Below are 17208 nucleotides of genomic sequence, written 5' to 3'. Positions count from 1 at the left end.
GAATACCGGCCTGTCACGCCGGGGGTCGCGGGTTCGAGCCCCGTCCGCTCCGCCACTCAAAATACTCCGAATTTGGAGCGGTAGTTCAGTTGGTTAGAATACCGGCCTGTCACGCCGGGGGTCGCGGGTTCGAGCCCCGTCCGCTCCGCCAGATTCAGCATTACCGGAGCGCCACGACGGCGCTTCGACAGAGAAGAGGCGAACGCGAGTTCGCCTTTTTTTTTAACTTGTGCTTTGAAGCCATTTCCAAAGTGATTGGTGACCATGTTTGATTTTGTACGTAACAACAAGCGCGTGATGTACGGTGTGTTGGCACTGCTGATCGTGCCTTCGTTCATTTTCGTCGGTGTCGACAGCTACCAGAACCGTGGCGACAGCGCCGCCGGCGTGGCCGAAGTCGATGGTCGCAGCATCACCCAGCAGGAATGGGACGATGCCCAGCGCCGCCAGATCGACCAGGCCCGCCAGCAGCTCGGCCCGCAGTTCGACCAGAAGATGTTCGACACCCCGGAAGCCAAGCGTGAAGTGCTGGAAAACCTGGTCGCCGAGCGTGCCGTGAATGCCGCCATCGCACGCAATCACCTGACCGTGAGCGACCAGGCCATCTTCAAGGCCATCAACGAGATCCAGGGCTTCCGCAAGCCCGACGGCAGCTTCGACATGGACCAGTACAAGGCCGCGCTGGCCGCCCAGGGCATGACCCCGGAAATGTTCGACGCGCGCATGCGCCGCGACATGGCGATCCAGCAGCTGGCCGGTTCGGTCCAGGCGACCGCCTTTGCGCCGCGCTCGGTCGCCAGCCGCATCTCGGACATCAACGACCAGGAACGCGAAGTCCAGGAACTGCTGTTCCCGATCGCGGCCTACCTGCCGCAGGTCAAGGTCACCGACGAGATGGTGAAAGCCTATTACGACAAGAACGCCCAGCTGTTCCAGATCCCCGAGCAGGTAAAGGCCGAGTACGTCGTGCTGGACCAGGCCGCGGTCGAGAGCCAGGTGTCGGTCAGCGACGCCGAAGTGGAGCAGTTCTACAAGGCCAACGAGAAGCGCTTCGTCACGCCCGAGCAGCGCACCGCCAGCCACATCCTGATCACCAAGGCGCCAGGCGCCAAGCCGGCCGAGGAAGCCGCCGCCAAGGCCAAGGCCGAAGCGGTGCTGGCCGAGGTACGCAAGAACCCGGCCGACTTCGCGGCGATCGCCAAGGCGCAGTCGCAGGATCCGGGCTCGGCGGGCCAGGGCGGCGACCTGGGCGTGGTCGAGAAGGGGCTGTTCGCCAAGCCGGTCGAGGAAGCGATCTATTCGCTCAAGGAAGGTGAAGTCAGCGGCATCGTGCCGTCGGAGTTCGGCTTCCACATCATCAAGGTCACCGCCATCAAGCCGTCGCAGCAAAAGCCGCTGGAGGCAGCGAAGGCCGAGATCGCCGACGAGCTGAAGAAATCCAAGCTGTCGAAGAAGTACTCGGAATTGGCCGAGAGCTTCAACGACATCGTCTACGAACAGTCGGACAGCCTGAAGCCGGCCGCCGACAAGCTGGGCCTGCAGATCCACACCGTCGACGGCTTGGGCCGCAAGCCGAATCCTGCCCTGGGCGCCGAGCCGTACAACAACGAGAAGTTCCTGGCCGCGCTGTACTCGACCGACGCGCTGAAGAACAAGCGCAACACCGAAGCCGTCGAAGTCGCGCCGGCCGTCCTGATCGCCGGCCGCGTCGTCGAATTCAAGCCGGCCACCAAGCGTCCGCTGGCCGAGGTCGAAGCGGCGATCCGCCAGCGCGTGACCCAGGAAGAAGCGCTGCGCCTGGCGCGCGAAGCCGGCGAAGCCAAGCTGAAGGCCGCCAAGGCATCGGGCGACGCCGCCGGTTTCGGCGAGGTCAAGGTCCTGTCGCGCACCAAGGAGCCGGTCATCAACACCGCCGCCGCCCTGGCCGTGTTCAAGGCCGACGTGACCAAGCTGCCGGCCTATGTCGGGGTGGAAGTCCCGAACGTCGGCTATGGCGTCTACCGCATCGGCAAGGTGTCGCAGCCGGCCCAGGTCGACCAGGCGCGCCGCGCGCAGGAAGCGCAGCAGATCAACGGCCTGGTGGGCCAGGCCGAGCTGTACAACTTCGTCGAGGCGGTGAAGGTCAAGGCCAAGGCGAAGATCCATGCGGCGGCCGCGAAGGCAGCGCAGGCCGAGTAAGCCTGTTGTCGGATCGAGAAAGAACCCGGGTGCGCGAGCAGCCGGGTTTTTTTACGTCTGGCGTTGTCGTGGTTTGTACCGGAGTCGGCTGCGCCGATCGTAGGGTGGGCGCCCCGTGCCCACGCGAAAGCATGATCAGTGTTGTCGCAGGATATTGAGGCGGCGGCCGCGTATCGGCGGCGTTCGAGAAGCGGTCCGTTAGCGCTATGTCCATGGCGAGCGCCGCGGAGCGAGGCGTTCCCGATAAGGACTGCGGATAGGCACGTAACGCGTGGGCACGGGTGCCCACCCTACGTCCGGGCGGCATGGCGGTTGTTAGGCCGCCATCAGCGCCTGCGCCGCGTTCGCGAAATCCTCGGGCGCGATGTCGGCCAGTTCCAGCACGCGGGCTTTGTCGTACTGGACGAAATTGCGGTCGATCGAGCGCAGGTAGGCCGGGTCGTAGTGTTCGACCAGCAGCTGGTCGACCAGGGCCGGCATGTCGCCGGCCCTGGCCATCGCGTGCCAGGCGTCGATCTTCACGCGGCCGTGCAGCTGTACCAGGTGCTCGAGCTGGCCGTTCAGGGCCTCGGCGTTGCGCGCGAAGTGCTGGTAGTCCTCCATCAGCAGGCGAACCCGGTTCGGGCGCGACAGGGTGAGGGCGATGCAGGGCGAGGCGCGCATGCGCTCCATCACGGCGTCCGGCACGCGCAGGTTGCCGACCTTCTTGCTTTCCGACTCGACGAACACCGGCCTGGCCGGATCGAAGTGGCGCAGCTTGTTCCAGATCCGGCTCTCGAACATCTTCTGCGAGGGCTGCGGCTCGTCGGGCAGGTGGCCCAGCACCGAGCCGCGGTGGGCCGCCAGGCGCTCCAGGTCGAGCACCTGGGCGCCGGCCGCGTCCAGGGTCTCGAGCAGGCGGCTCTTGCCGCTGCCGGTGGTGCCGCAGATCACGCGGAAGTCGACCGCCGGCGGTTGTTCCAGCGCCGCGCTGACGTAGGCGCGGTAGGCTTTATAACCGCCGTCGAGCTGCACCACCGGCCAGCCGATCCGGGCCAGGATGTGGGCCATCGCGCCGCTGCGGTTGCCGCCGCGCCAGCAATAGACCAGGGGTTTCCAGTCGCGCGGCTTGTCGGCGAACAGCGTATCGATGTGGCGCGCGATGTTGTGCGCGACCAGCGGCGCGCCGAGCTTCTTCGCCTCGAAGGCGCCGACCTGCTTGTACAGGGTGCCGACGCGGATGCGCTCCTCGTCGTTCAGCACCGGGCAGTTGATCGCCCCGGGAATGTGGTCGAGCGCGAACTCGCCCTCGCTGCGCGCGTCGATGATGGTGTCGAAGCTGTCCAGCTCGGGGTAGATGTCGGCGAAGCTCAGTACGGCGGGGTATTTCATCGTGATTGGATCAGGGCCTTGAAGGTGGGCCAGATGTTATTGAGGATAATCGGATGGGCCTGGGCGTTCGGATGCAGGCGGTCGGCCTGGAACAGCGCGGGCTTGTCGGCCACGCCTTCCAGCATGAAGGGCACCAGCGGCGCCTTCACTTCCTTCGCCAGGTTCTCGTACATGCTGAAGAAGCGTTCCGTGTACGCACGGCCATAGTTCGGCGGCATGCGCATGCCGATCAACATGACCTTCGCATCCTGCTTCTGCGACATGGTCGCCATCTGGCGCAGGTTGGCCTCGGCGGCGGCCACCGGCAGGCCGCGCAGGCCATCGTTGGCGCCCAGTTCGATGACGACGACCTGCGGCTTGTGCTGGTCCAGCAGGGCCGGCAGGCGCGCGCGCCCGCCGCTGGTGGTCTCGCCGCTGATGCTGGCGTTGACGATGCGGGCGTCGATCTTCTCGGCTTTCAGCTTTCGTTCGAGCAGGGCGACCCAGCCGGCGCCACGCGCCAGGCCATACTCGGCGGACAGGCTGTCACCCAGCACGAGGACGGTTTTTGGTGCAGAATAGGCGCTCGCCGACGCGGCCAGCATGAGCGCACCGACAGACAATTTCTTGAGAATAGCAAGCATGCGTGATAATCCCGAGGCTTTCAAAAATGACCCTGCCACTGCAAAGGGACGGCCGGCCGCGATCGAAGTCAGCGGCCTGTCGAAGCGGGTGGCGGACGCCAGCGGCGAACTCACCATCCTGCACAACATCGATTTTACCGTGCAACCGGCCGAGACGCTCGCGCTCGTCGGCGCCTCGGGCTCCGGCAAGTCCACGCTGCTCGGCCTGCTGGCCGGGCTCGATACCCCGAGCAGCGGCAAGGTCCTGCTCGACGGCACCGACATCTTCGCGCTCGACGAGGACGGCCGTGCCGCGTTCCGCAAGGCCAAGCTCGGCTTCGTGTTCCAGTCCTTCCAGCTGCTGGCCCACCTGAATGCGCTCGAGAACGTGATGCTGCCGCTCGAGCTGCGCGGCGACGCCGATGCGCGCGCCAGGGCCGAGGCCATGCTCGGGCGCGTCGGCCTGTCGAGCCGGCTGAAGCACTATCCGAAGTACCTGTCGGGCGGCGAGCAGCAGCGCGTCGCCCTGGCGCGCGCCTTCGTGACCGAGCCGCCGCTGCTGTTCGCCGACGAGCCGACCGGCAGCCTGGACGCCGCCACCGGCGAGGCCGTGATCGGGCTGATGTTCGAACTGAACCGCGAACGCGGCTCGACGCTCGTGCTGGTAACCCACGACCCGGCGATGGCGGCGCGCTGCGGGCGGACGCTGACGATTGCGGCAGGCCGCCTGGCCTGACGCTTTTCGTAGGGTGGACCGGGCCACGAAAGGCACCTGTGTCCACGCGGTCGTACGGTGGCGTGCCGCAACGTCACCGGTACGCCAATTCGCCGCTGTACACGACCGTTGGCGATCAAGCCAAAGGCGCAGGCACGCCCGTGGCGAGTCCGCGTGGGCACAGGTGCCCACCCTACAAAATCCGGTCGTGCCGTCGCTTTTCGTAGGGTGGGCTCTTGAGCCCACGCGGTCGTACCGGCGCGCACCTGGCGAGAGCGCGTGGGCACGAGTGCCCACCCTACGAACGCTCAGCGCGCGGACACGAGTCCGTTCAGCACCTTGCGTATCGCCGCCGGCAATTCCCCGGCCGTCATCCCGATCGGGCCGACGCCTTCCTCGACCAGCCGGTCCGCCGCCGCGCCATGCAGCCACACCGCGCCGACGGCCGCTTCCCAGGCCGGCCAGCCCTGGGCCAGCAGGGCGCCGCAGACGCCCGCCAGCACGTCGCCGGTGCCGCCCGTGGCCAGGCCCGGGTTGCCGGTCGGGTTGAGCGCCATGCAGCCTTCCTGGGCCGCGATGACGGTGCCCGAGCCCTTGAGCACGGCGACCGCATTGAAGCGGCGCGCCAGGTCGCGCGCCGCCTTCATGCGGTCGGCCTGGACCTCGGCGGCGCCGATCCCGAGCAGGCGCGCCGCCTCCAGCGGATGCGGCGTGACGATCGTCTCGCCCTGGCGCCGCGCCAGGCGCGCCTGCAGGTCGGTGCTGGCGGCCAGCAGGTTCAGGCCGTCGGCGTCGATCACGAGCGGGGCCGTGCCGTCGATGCCGTGGCCGAGCGCCCGCATCGACTCGACCGAATCGCCCATGCCCGGACCGAGCACCAGCGTTTGCGATTCGAACTTGAAGGCGTTCGAGGCGCGGAACATCAGCTCGGGCTGCAGCTGGTCGAAGCCCGGGCCCGGGTCGACCGTCACGACGAACACCCGGCCGGCGCCCGCGTACAGCGCGCCGCGGCCGGCGAGCACCGCGGCGCCCTGCATCCCGCGCGCGCCGCCGACGATGGCGACGTCGCCGAACATGCCCTTGTGCGAGCCCTGGCGGCGCGGCGCCAGCGAGGCCGCGAACAGCGCCGGCGCCGCCAGCTGGGCCAGCGCCGGCGGGAACAGCTTGGCCTCGATGCCGAGATCGTCGACGTGGACGACGCCCGCGTGGTCGCGTCCGTGCGCGGTGTGCAGGCCAGGCTTGTCGCCGATGAAGGTGATGGTGTGGGTGGCGCGCACGGCGACGCTGCCTTCGCCCACGGGCATGCCGGTGTCGGCGTCGAGCCCGCTCGGCACGTCCAGCGCCAGCACCGGGCAGCGCATGGCGTCCAGCGCCGTCACCAGTTCCAGGTAGCGGCCGACCAGGTTGCGCGCCAGGCCGATGCCGAACAGGCCGTCGACCACCAGCGACCAGTCGCGCGTGTTCGGCGCGACGTCGGCGAAATTGGCGCCGCTGGCGCGCGCCCGGGCCAGGGCCTGGGCGGTTTCCGGCGAGGGCTGGCCGCCCGTCGGGGCGAAGTAGAGCACCACGACGTCGAGGCCGGCCTCGCCGAGGTTGGCGGCGACCTCGAGGGCGTCGCCGCCGTTGTTGCCGGGGCCGGCCAGCACCAGCACCGGCTGGGCGCGCGCCTCGCCGACCAGGCTTAGGGCGAGGTCGGCGGCGGCGCGGCCGGCGCGGCGCATCAGGGTGCCCGTTTCCAGTTCCCGCATCGCGGCCTCCTCGACCGCCCGGATCTGGGCCACACTGTAAAGCTTGCTGTTCATACTGCTTCCTCGCCTTCTGCACATTGATATCGAATGCCTGCATTGTGCCCGATCCGGCGCGGGAGGCGTCTACAATATGCCAAAACCACAACCTGCAAGAGGACACGACATGGATTGGCAGTTCTGGATCGACCGCGGCGGCACCTTCACCGACATCGTGGCGCGCCGCCCGGATGGGCGGCTGGTGACGCACAAACTGCTGTCCGAGAATCCGGAACAGTACCGCGACGCCGCCGTGGCCGGGATCCGCCACCTGCTCGGCGTCGAACCAGGCGCAAGCTTGCCGGCCGCCGCGGTCGAGGCGGTCAAGATGGGCACCACGGTCGCGACCAACGCCCTGCTCGAGCGCAAGGGCGAGCCGACCGTGCTGGCCATCACCCGGGGCTTTCGGGACGCGCTGCGCATCGCCTACCAGAACCGGCCGCGCCTGTTCGACCGCCACATCGTGCTGCCCGAGCTGCTGTACGCCGAGGTGATCGAGGTCGCCGAGCGCGTCGGCGCCCACGGCGAGGTGGTGCAGGCGCTCGACGAGGCGGCCACGCGCGCCGCGCTGCAGGAAGCCTACGACCGCGGCCTGCGCGCGCTCGCGATCGTCTTCATGCACGGCTACCGCTACACGGCGCACGAGGCGGCGGTGGCGCGCATCGCGCGCGAGATCGGCTACACCCAGGTCTCGACGTCGCACCAGACCAGCCCGATGATGAAGCTGGTCGCGCGCGGCGACACCACCGTGGTCGACGCCTACCTGTCGCCGATCCTGCGCCGCTACGTCGACCAGGTCGCCCTTGAGTTGCCCGGCGTGAACCTGCAGTTCATGCAGTCCAGCGGCGGCATGACCGATGCGCGCGCCTTCCAGGGCAAGGACAGCATCCTGTCCGGCCCCGCCGGCGGCATCGTCGGCATGGTGCGCGCCAGCGTGCTAGCCGGCTTCGACAAGATCATCGGCTTCGACATGGGCGGCACCTCGACCGACGTCTCGCACTACGCGGGCGAGTTCGAGCGCGTGTTCGAGACCCAGGTCGCGGGCGTGCGCATGCGCGCGCCGATGATGAGCATCCACACGGTGGCGGCCGGCGGCGGCTCGGTCCTGCACTTCGACGGCAGCCGCTACCGCGTCGGCCCCGACAGCGCCGGCGCCAACCCGGGCCCGGCCAGCTACCGGCGCGGCGGGCCGCTGGCGGTCACCGATTGCAACGTCATGCTCGGGAAGATCCAGCCGGCGCACTTCCCCAAATTGTTCGGCCCGAATGCGAACGAGGCGCTCGACGTCGAGACGGTGCGCGCACGCTTCGCCGACCTGGCGCGCGAGATCGCGCTGGCCACCGGCGACGTGCGCACGCCCGAGCAGGTGGCCGAGGGCTTCATCCAGATCGCGGTCGGGAACATGGCCAATGCCATCAAGCAGATATCGGTGCAGCGCGGGCACGACGTCACCGAGTACGCGCTGACCAGTTTCGGCGGCGCCGGCGGCCAGCACGCCTGCCTGGTGGCCGACGCGCTCGGCATGAAGACCGTCTTCATCCACAGCCTGGCCGGCGTGCTGTCGGCCTACGGCATGGGCCTGGCGGACCAGAGCGCGATGCGCGAGCAGGCGGTCGAGGAAAAGCTGGGCGCGGCAAGCGTCGCGGCGCTGGCGGCGCGTCTCGATGCGCTGGCCGAGGCCGCCCGCGGCGAACTGCTGGCCCAGGGCGTGGGCGCGCAGCGCATCGACGTCATCCGCCGCGTGCACCTGCGCTACGAAGGCACCGACTCGGCCCTGGTGGTCGAGCACGGGAGCGCCGAGGCGATGCAGGCCCAGTTCGAAGCCGCCTACAAGCGCCGCTTCTCCTTCCTGATGCCGTCGCGCGCCCTGGTCATCGAGGCGATCTCGGTCGAGGCCCTGGGCCGCTCCGAAGCGCCGCCGGAGGTCATGGTCGACGGCGCCGTCGACGGCACGGCGGGCCGCGGGGAGCCGGCGCCCTCCGAGCGGGTGCGCATGTTCGGCAACGGCGAATGGCGCGACACCGGCATCTACCGCCGCGCCGGCATCCATCCGGGCGACGTCATCCGCGGCCCGGCCATCGTCGCCGAGGACAACGCCACCACCGTGGTCGAAGCCGGCTGGCAGGCCGAGGTGACGCCCTACAACCACCTGGTGCTGACGCGCGTGGAGGCGCTGCCGGAGCGGCGCGCGATCGGCACCACGGCAGACCCGGTCATGCTCGAGATCTTCAACAACCTGTTCATGTCGATCGCCGAGCAGATGGGCCTGCGCCTGCAGAACACGGCGTATTCGGTAAACATCAAGGAGCGCCTCGACTTCAGCTGCGCCATCTTCGACGCCGAGGGCAACCTGGTGGCGAACGCGCCGCACATGCCGGTGCACCTGGGCTCGATGGGCGAGAGCATCAAGACCGTGATGCGCGAGAACGCCGGTCGGATGCGCGCCGGCGACGTCTACGTGCTGAACGACCCCTACAACGGCGGCACGCACTTGCCGGACGTGACGGTGATCTCGCCGGTGTTCGACGAGTCGGGGCAGGAGATTCTTTTCTACGTCGGCTCGCGCGGCCACCACGCCGACATCGGCGGCACCACGCCGGGCTCGATGCCGCCGGACTCCAGCCACATCGACGAGGAGGGCGTCCTGATCGATAACTTCAAGCTGGTCGACGGGCTTGATGGCGTGCTGCGCGAGGCCGAGGCAAGGGCCTTGCTCGGCGGCGCGCGCTATCCGGCGCGCAATCCGGACCAGAACATGGCCGACCTGCGCGCCCAGGTGGCGGCGAACCGGAAGGGCGTCGAGGAACTGCACCGGATGGTGGCCCATTTCGGGCTCGACGTGGTGCGCGCCTACATGGGCCACGTGCAGGACAACGCCGAGGAGGCGGTGCGGCGCGTGATCGGCGCCCTGAAGGACGGCGCCTTCACGGTGGACCTGGACAACGGCGCGCGCATCCAGGTCGCGATCCGCGTCGACCGCGACAGCCGCAGCGCCGAGATCGATTTCACCGGCACCTCCGGTCAACTGCCGAACAATTTCAACGCCCCGTCGAGCGTGTGCATGGCGGCGGTGCTGTACGTGTTCCGCACCTTGGTCGAGGACGAGATCCCGCTGAACGGCGGCTGCCTGAAACCGTTGAAGGTGATCATCCCGCCGGGCTCGATGCTCAACCCGCATTATCCGGCCTCGGTGGTGTCGGGCAACGTCGAGACCTCGACCTGCATCACCAATGCGCTCTACGGCGCGCTGGGCGTAATGGCGGCCTCGCAGGGCACGATGAACAACTTCACCTTCGGGAATGCGAAATACCAGTACTACGAGACCATCTCCGGCGGCAGCGGCGCCGGCGCGGGATTCGACGGCACCGACGTGGTGCAGACCAACATGACCAATTCGCGGCTGACCGATCCCGAGATCCTCGAGTTCCGCTTCCCGGTGCGGCTGGAGAGCTATGCGATCCGCGCCGGTTCCGGCGGGGCGGGGCGCTGGCACGGCGGGAATGGCGGCGTGCGCCAGGTGCGCTTCCTCGAGCCGATGACGGCGGCGATCCTGTCGAACAACCGGATTTACGCACCGTTCGGCATGGCCGGCGGGGAGGAGGGCGCGCGCGGCGCCAACACGGTGCTGCGCGCCGACGGCAGTGTGGAGCAGGTCGGCCACATCGGCAAGGTCGAGATGGAAGCCGGGGACATGTTCGTCATCGAGACCCCGGGCGGCGGAGGCTACGGCAAACCGTAACGGAGGGACGTGGGGTGGACGGATTCGCCGCCCACGCGTCGATAGCCGGTGCCGGAATCGTCGCGAAGGATCTGGTATCGACGGTAGGGCAGGTGCTCCCTTCGCGACGGATCGGTTCGACCTTGAACGCGTGGACGGGAAACCCGTCCACCCTACGCCCCTGATCTGACGTGAGCGATATGAGCGAGGGCGGCCATATCGGAAGCCGCCCGTATGGTCAGGTCGAGATCCCGTACTTCCTGCGCAGCCCCATGTACTCCTCCAGCAGCGGCTCCAGCCGCGGATGCTGGGCATCGACCGCCCGTATCTTCTCCAGCTGCTCGAAACACAATTCGCCCAGCGGGTGATCCCAGCCCAGCTCGGCGATCTGGCGCAGGATGCCGCCTGCCGCCGCGATCATCACCTGCAAATTGCCCGGGACCATGTGCAGCGCCTCGAGCAGGGTTTGCACCGCCCCACGCACGTCGCCCATGTTGCGCTTCTCGTCGGCCACGCCGAGCAGGATCTGGGCCTGGGCCGCCAGCTGCTGGTGCATGCCGTCGGCCAGGTCGCGCCGACCGCAATCGGCGAAGACCTGCAGCGCGTCCTCGGTGCGCATGCCGCTGGCGGGGTCGTTCACCACCGTCATCATCACTTCCTGGGCCTGGCCATCGAGGCGCTGGGCGAGGCAGGAACGCACCAGGCCGACGCGCAGGCCCGTCGACAGGCCGCTGCTGGCGCGCACCGCCGTCACCGCGGCGTGCAGGTCGCTGACGCTTGCGGCCCGATCGCCGCCGGCTTCGTGCACGGCCGCGTTGGCGATCGCCACGCAGGCGTCGACCTCGGGACTGGCGCGCAGCGAACGTTCGAGGTCGCGCACCACGCCGGCCGCGGCCACGGGGTCGCCGCGCTTGACCAGGGCCTTGGCCAATTTCACGTGGTCCTCGGGGTCGCGAAATTCCGAGTAGCGCGCCTTGGCCACCACCTGCTTGAAGGAGCGCTCGGCGGCCGCGGCGTCGCCCGCTTCGAGTGCGACTTCGCCCAGCTTGCGCAGGCGGCGCACCATGTGCGGCGAGATCGATACCGCTTCCTCGAGGATCTTCTGGGCCTGGGCGTGGGCGCCGGCCGCCTCGTGGCAGCGGGCGAGGAGGTCGTAGGCCGCCATCAGGCGCGGGTTGGCCGAGATCAGCATCTGCAGGGTGTCGCGCGCCTCGTCGATGCGCCCCTGCGCGAACAGCGCGCGCGCCAGGCCCAGTCCGGCCCAGCCTAGCGGCTTGTAGCCGAGCACCTTGCGGTAGATCTGCTCGGCCTCGCCGTGCTCCTTCAGTTGGGCGTGCAGCTCGGCGCGCAGGCGCGCGAAGTCGAGGGCGTGGCGCGGGTGGGCCAGCTCGCTGGCGGCGGCCGAACGGATCGCCTCCCTTACATTGCCCTTGGCTACCAGCTGCCAGGTCGGCAGGAACACCGCGCGCCGGTCGATGGCGCGCGTGATGCGCGCGCCCAGCACCTCGGCGGTGAAGGGCTTCAGGACGTAGTCGGTCGGCGCCAGCTCGGCCGCGCTGACGACCTTGCCGTAGACTGCCTCCGAGGTGAGCATGATGAAGATCGCCCACGGGCTGATGATGCGGTGGTGGCGCAGGTCTTCCAGCAGTTGCTGGCCGTCCTGGCCGTCGCCGGCGCTGCTGTTGCCGAGATCGTATTCGCAGAGGATGATGTCGTAGGCGCGGCGCGTGAGCTGGCGGATCGCGGTGCCGGAATTGACGGCGTAGTCGATCTTGCTGATGCCGCCCAGGTTCAGCATGGTCTGCAGGCTGCCGCGCATGCCGGGATTGGGGTCGATCACCAGTACCGACAGGCTGCTGTTTTCTTGCATCGTTTCTCGTTTGCGCTCAAGCATTCTCGTCTCCTGCCGCTACGATACCGGCAAGCATCCTGCGCGGCAACCGAATCGGGCCCGGCGCGTGCGAAACCACGCGCGCGCGGGCGCCTTCACCCGCCCGCCGCGGTCCGGCCGGGCGCTTCGTGCGCGGGGGCGCCCGCCCGGGGTAGGAAGGTGTTGTCAACCCTGTATAATAGCGGGCTATCTTTCACCCGCAGCCACGCTGCATCAACCGACTTCCAGCCATGTTGATTCTGCCGGGTTCCAACGCCCTTTCGGTATTTCGTAGCCAACGCCTCCTGAACCAGCTGCAAGCAGTCGCTCCCGCGATTGCATCGGTCCAGGCCCGCTTCTACCACTTCATCGACGCCAGCGCGCCGCTGTCCACCGCGGACACCGAACGCCTGAGCGCCATGCTCACCTATGGCGAGCCGGTCCCGGAGACGCTCTACGAGGGCGCCACCGAAGCGTTCTTCGTGATCCCGCGCCTGGGCACGATCTCGCCGTGGGCCTCGAAAGCGACCGACATCGCGCACAACTGCGGCATGCAGCACGTGCACCGCATCGAGCGCGGCGTGGCCTACAAGGTCGTGCTGAAGGGCGGCATCCTGGGCACCGGCATCGGCGCCCCGAAGAAGCTGTCGGACGAGGAAGTCCAGGCGGTGGCAGCCCTGCTGCACGACCGCATGACCGAAACCGTGCTGCGCAGCGCCGACGAGGCCGTGCGCCTGTTCGACGAGCTCGAAGGCAAGGCGCTGGAAGCGATCGACGTGCTGGGCCAGGGCCGCGAGGCCCTGGTGCGCGCGAATACGGAACTCGGCCTGGCGATGTCGGAAGACGAGGTCGACTACCTGTTCGACGCCTTCACCAGGGCCGAGCGGAATCCGACTGATGTCGAGCTCATGATGTTCGCCCAGGCGAACTCGGAACACTGCCGCCACAAGATCTTCAACGCCGACTGGGTGATCGACGGCGTGAAGCAGGACAAGTCGCTGTTCCAGATGATCAAGAACACGCACCAGCTGCAGCCGAAAGGCACGATCGTCGCCTACAGCGACAACTCGTCGATCATGGAAGGCGCAACGGTGACGCGCTTCTTCCCGCGCGCGGGCGGCGAATACGCGCCGTCGAGCGAACTGGTGCACACCCTGATGAAGGTCGAGACCCACAACCACCCGACCGCGATCTCGCCATTCCCGGGCGCCTCGACCGGCGCCGGCGGCGAGATCCGCGACGAGGGCGCGACCGGCCGCGGCGCCAAGCCGAAGGCCGGCCTGACCGGCTTCACGGTCTCGAACCTGCTGCTGCCAGGCGCCCAGCGTCCGTGGGAAAACGCGGCGGACGTGACAGCCAAGGGCGAAAAAGCCGACGCACCGGTCTACGGCAAGCCGGAACGCATCGCCTCGCCGCTGCAGATCATGATCGACGGCCCGCTCGGCGGCGCCGCCTTCAGCAACGAATTCGGCCGTCCGGTCCTGGGCGGCTACTTCCGTACCTACGAGCAGAATGCGCAGGCGGCCGGCGGCGTCTACGGCTACCACAAGCCGATCATGATCGCTGGCGGCATCGGCAACATCGCGGATGAGCACACCCACAAGAACGACATCCCGGTCGGCAGCCTGCTGATCCAGCTCGGCGGCCCGGGCATGCGCATCGGCATGGGCGGCTCGGCCGCGTCCTCGATGGCGACCGGCACGAACACCGCGGATCTCGATTTCGACTCGGTCCAGCGCGGCAACCCGGAAATGGAACGGCGCGCCCAGGAAGTCATCAACGGCTGCTGGCAGCTGGGCGGCGACAACCCGATCATCTCGATCCACGACGTCGGCGCGGGCGGCCTGTCGAACGCCTTCCCGGAAATCGTCAACGACGCCAAGCGCGGCGCGACCTTCGACCTGCGCAAGATCCAGCTCGAGGAGAGCGGCATGGCGCCGAAGGAGATCTGGTCGAACGAATCGCAGGAACGCTACGTGCTGGCGATCTCGCCCGACGACCTGCAGAAATTCGCATCGCTGTGCGAGCGCGAGCGCTGCCCGTTCGCGGTCGTCGGCGTCGCCACCGAAGAGCGCCAGCTGCGCGTGATCGATCCGGAAATGGGCAATAACCCAGTCGACATGCCGATGGAAGTCCTGCTCGGCAAGCCGCCGAAGATGCAGCGCACCGTCGAGCACGTGCGGCGCGACCTGCCGCCGGTCGACCTGACCGGCATCGAGTTGGGCGAGGCCGCGCGCCGCGTGCTGCTGCTGCCGACCGTGGCGGATAAATCCTTCCTGATCACCATCGGCGACCGCAGCGTGGGCGGCATGACCGTGCGCGACCAGATGGTCGGCCCGTGGCAGGTGCCGGTGGCCGACTGCGCCGTCACCGCGATGAGCTACGAGGGTGTCCAGGGCGAGGCGATGTCCATGGGCGAGCGCACGCCGCTGGCCGTGATCGACGCCGCCGCTTCGGGCCGCATGGCCGTGGGCGAGGCGATCACGAATATCGCTGCCGCGCCGATCGCCTCGATCGAAGACATCAAGCTGTCCGCCAACTGGATGGCCGCCTGCGGCCAGCCGGGCCAGGACGCCGCCCTGTTCGACACCGTGAAGGCGGTCGGCATGGAGCTGTGCCCGGCGCTGGGCATCAGCATCCCGGTCGGCAAGGATTCGCTGTCGATGCGCACAACATGGAACGACGACGGCGCAGCCAAGGAAGTGCTGTCGCCGGTCTCGCTGATTGTATCCGCCTTTGCACCGGTGCCCGACGTGCGCCGTTCGCTGACGCCGCAACTGCGCACGGACCTGGGCGAGACCACCCTGATCCTGATCGACCTCGGCCGCGGCAAGAATCGCCTCGGCGCATCGAGCCTGGCGCAGGTCACCCAGCAGTTGGGCGACAGCGTGCCCGACGTCGATTCGCCGGACGACCTGAAGGCCTTCTTCGCCGCCATCCAGCGCCTGAACGCCGAAGGCAAGCTGCTGGCCTACCACGACCGTTCGGACGGCGGCCTGTTCGCCACGCTGTGCGAGATGGCCTTCGCCGGCCGCGCCGGCGTCTCGGTGAATCTCGACATCCTGACCATGGAAGGCGAGCACGCCTCGGACTGGGGCGACGCCAAGAACTGGGCAAGCCAGGTCGGCGAGCGACGCAACGAGATGACGCTGCGCGCGCTGTTCTCGGAAGAGCTGGGCGCCGTGGTCCAGGTGCGCGCGGAAGACAAGAGCGCGGTGATGAACGTGCTGCGCGAGCTGAACCTGGGCGCCTGCAGCCACATCATCGGCAAGGTCAACGATCGCGGCGTGGTCGAGTTCACGCGCGACGCGAAGGTCATCTACATTGAAAAGCGCAGCAGCCTGCACCGCCTGTGGAGCGAGACCAGCTGGCGCATCGCGCGCCTGCGCGACAACCCGGCCTGCGCCGACCAGGAATACGAGCGCCTGCTGGACGAGACGGACCCGGGCCTGTCGCCGAAGCTCACCTTCGACCCGAGCGAGGACATCGCCGCGCCCTTCATCGCGACGGGCGTGCGCCCACGCGTGGCGATCCTGCGCGAGCAGGGCGTCAACTCGCATATCGAGACCGCCTGGGCAATGCACAAGGCCGGCTTCAACGCGGTGGACGTGCACATGAGCGACCTGATCGCCGGCCGCGCCAGACTGGACGACTTCCACGGCGTGATCGCGGTGGGCGGCTTCTCCTACGGCGACGTGCTGGGCGCGGGCGAGGGCTGGGCCAAGACCATCCTGTTCAACGAACAGTTGGCCGAGCAGTTCGCGCGCTTCTTCGCGCGCCAGGACACCTTCGGCCTGGGCGTGTGCAACGGCTGCCAGATGCTGGCCAACCTGAAGCCCATCATCCCGGGCGCCCACGCCTGGCCGAAGTTCACCCGCAACAAGTCGGAGCAGTTCGAGGCCCGCTTCGGCATGGTCGAGGTGCTCGATTCGCCGTCGATCTTCTTCGCCGGCATGGCGGGCACCCAGGCGCCGCTGGCGATCGCCCACGGCGAAGGCTTTGCCGACTTCTCGCAGACCGGCGACCTCTCGCAAGTCGTGCAGTCGCTGCGCTACGTCGACAACCGCGGCGCGGCGACCGAGGTCTATCCGTTCAACCCGAACGGTTCGCCCGGCGGCCTGACCGCGGTCACCACCCCGGACGGCCGCTTCACGGCCATGATGCCGCACGCCGAGCGCGTGTTCCGCACCGTCGTCCACTCCTGGGCGCCGGAAGGCTGGGGCGAGGATAGCCCGTGGATGCGCATGTTCCGCAATGCGCGCAAGTGGGTCGACTAAGTTGCCGCGTTCATTTCGCTGAAGCACAAAAGAGGCGCCCCGGACGGGGCGCTTTTTTTATTTCAAGGTTTCTTCCTAAAAATTCAATGACTTGGATGGCTGAGCTGGGACAACGAGCCGCGGAGTAAGCGGGCTGAGGGCAAATAAGGTGGATAGGGAAGGGCGAGTGGTTCGTCCACGCTCCGTGCGCGCCGCTGGTTTTCGTAGGGTGGGGTCTCGACCCCACGCGGTCTGATCGCTTGATCTGCCGCGACGATCCACGGACTCCGTTGCCTGGGTCTCTGTAGGGTGGGCTCCCGAGCCCACGCTGTCTCACCGCTCGATCTGCCGCGCTGGAAAACGACGCCAGGCCTTTGCGCGCACTCTGCCGGACTTCATTGCCGACGCCTCGTGCGCCGAACGCTTCACGCGTGCTCCGCGGCCTTGCCGCGTGGGGGCGAGACCCGACCCAGCGAAGTTCGCTCCAGGCCGCGTGGCTGATGACGGTGAGACAGCGTGGACACAGGTATCCACCCTACGAAACTGACCCTCCGCTGTGCCGGTGGCGCGTGTGCCGGTTGCTTCGCGGCTGCTTCGCGGCCATACGGCGTGGGGTCGAGACCCCACCCTACGCGCTTTGCTTCAGGTCGCGTGTCTTCAGGTGTTGAAACGGCGTGGACACGGGTGTCCACCCTACGAAATCCCCTGCGGTGC

At 68.2% G+C, this 17208-nt stretch carries 8 protein-coding genes and 1 tRNA gene; 5 read left to right on the top strand and 4 right to left on the bottom strand.

Features of this window, described 5'->3' with window-relative positions:
* Positions 1–74: 74 nt before the first annotated feature.
* Positions 75–151: transfer RNA gene (locus tag RT688_RS10685), tRNA-Asp, on the top strand.
* Positions 152–264: 113 nt separating this feature from the next.
* Positions 265–2178, top strand: coding sequence for a SurA N-terminal domain-containing protein (locus RT688_RS10680; RefSeq protein ID WP_313704858.1), 1914 nt, complete (start codon positions 265–267; stop codon positions 2176–2178).
* Positions 2179–2493: 315 nt separating this feature from the next.
* Here the strand turns inward: RT688_RS10680 and mnmH are convergent, their stop codons facing one another.
* Together mnmH and RT688_RS10670 are read right to left on the bottom strand one after the other, a co-directional pair.
* Positions 2494–3549 carry a tRNA 2-selenouridine(34) synthase MnmH gene (mnmH, locus tag RT688_RS10675; protein ID WP_313704857.1) on the bottom strand — a complete coding sequence of 352 codons (1056 nt, stop codon included), beginning with the start codon at positions 3547–3549 and terminating at the stop codon, positions 2494–2496.
* Positions 3546–4172: an arylesterase gene (locus tag RT688_RS10670; RefSeq protein WP_313704856.1), complete on the bottom strand. Its 627-nt coding sequence runs from the start codon at positions 4170–4172 to the stop codon at positions 3546–3548. The genes mnmH and RT688_RS10670 overlap by 4 nt, the downstream gene beginning before the upstream one ends.
* Between RT688_RS10670 and RT688_RS10665 the strand changes: the two genes are divergently transcribed.
* Complete coding sequence (locus RT688_RS10665; RefSeq protein WP_313704855.1) at positions 4171–4887, top strand: ABC transporter ATP-binding protein; 717 nt, start codon at positions 4171–4173, stop codon at positions 4885–4887. The genes RT688_RS10670 and RT688_RS10665 overlap by 2 nt on opposite strands.
* Before the next feature lie 287 nt (positions 4888–5174).
* On the opposite strand, the gene RT688_RS10660 is transcribed toward RT688_RS10665, so the two are convergent.
* Entirely contained in the window at positions 5175–6668 is a 1494-nt protein-coding gene (locus RT688_RS10660; RefSeq protein ID WP_313704854.1) for an NAD(P)H-hydrate dehydratase, read from the bottom strand.
* A gap of 109 nt (positions 6669–6777) precedes the next feature.
* Here RT688_RS10660 and RT688_RS10655 point away from each other — a divergent pair, with 109 nt between their 5' ends.
* Complete coding sequence (locus RT688_RS10655) at positions 6778–10389, top strand: hydantoinase B/oxoprolinase family protein (RefSeq protein ID WP_313704853.1); 3612 nt, start codon at positions 6778–6780, stop codon at positions 10387–10389.
* Between the two features lie 217 nt (positions 10390–10606).
* Here the strand turns inward: RT688_RS10655 and RT688_RS10650 are convergent, their stop codons facing one another.
* Positions 10607–12238, bottom strand: coding sequence for a tetratricopeptide repeat protein (locus RT688_RS10650; RefSeq protein ID WP_313704852.1), 1632 nt, complete (start codon positions 12236–12238; stop codon positions 10607–10609).
* 251 nt (positions 12239–12489) lie between these two features.
* On the opposite strand from RT688_RS10650, the gene purL reads away from it, so the two are divergent.
* On the top strand, positions 12490–16515 hold the full coding sequence (gene purL, locus RT688_RS10645; RefSeq protein ID WP_313704851.1) for a phosphoribosylformylglycinamidine synthase: 4026 nt from the start codon (positions 12490–12492) through the stop codon (positions 16513–16515).
* Positions 16516–17208: the final 693 nt, after the last annotated feature.

The sequence above is a fragment of the Massilia sp. genome (assembly GCF_032106685.1).
Taxonomy (GTDB): domain Bacteria; phylum Pseudomonadota; class Gammaproteobacteria; order Burkholderiales; family Burkholderiaceae_D; genus Telluria.
The sequence above is the reverse complement of the archived record's forward strand: the minus strand, read 5'-3'. Positions and strand labels throughout refer to the sequence as shown.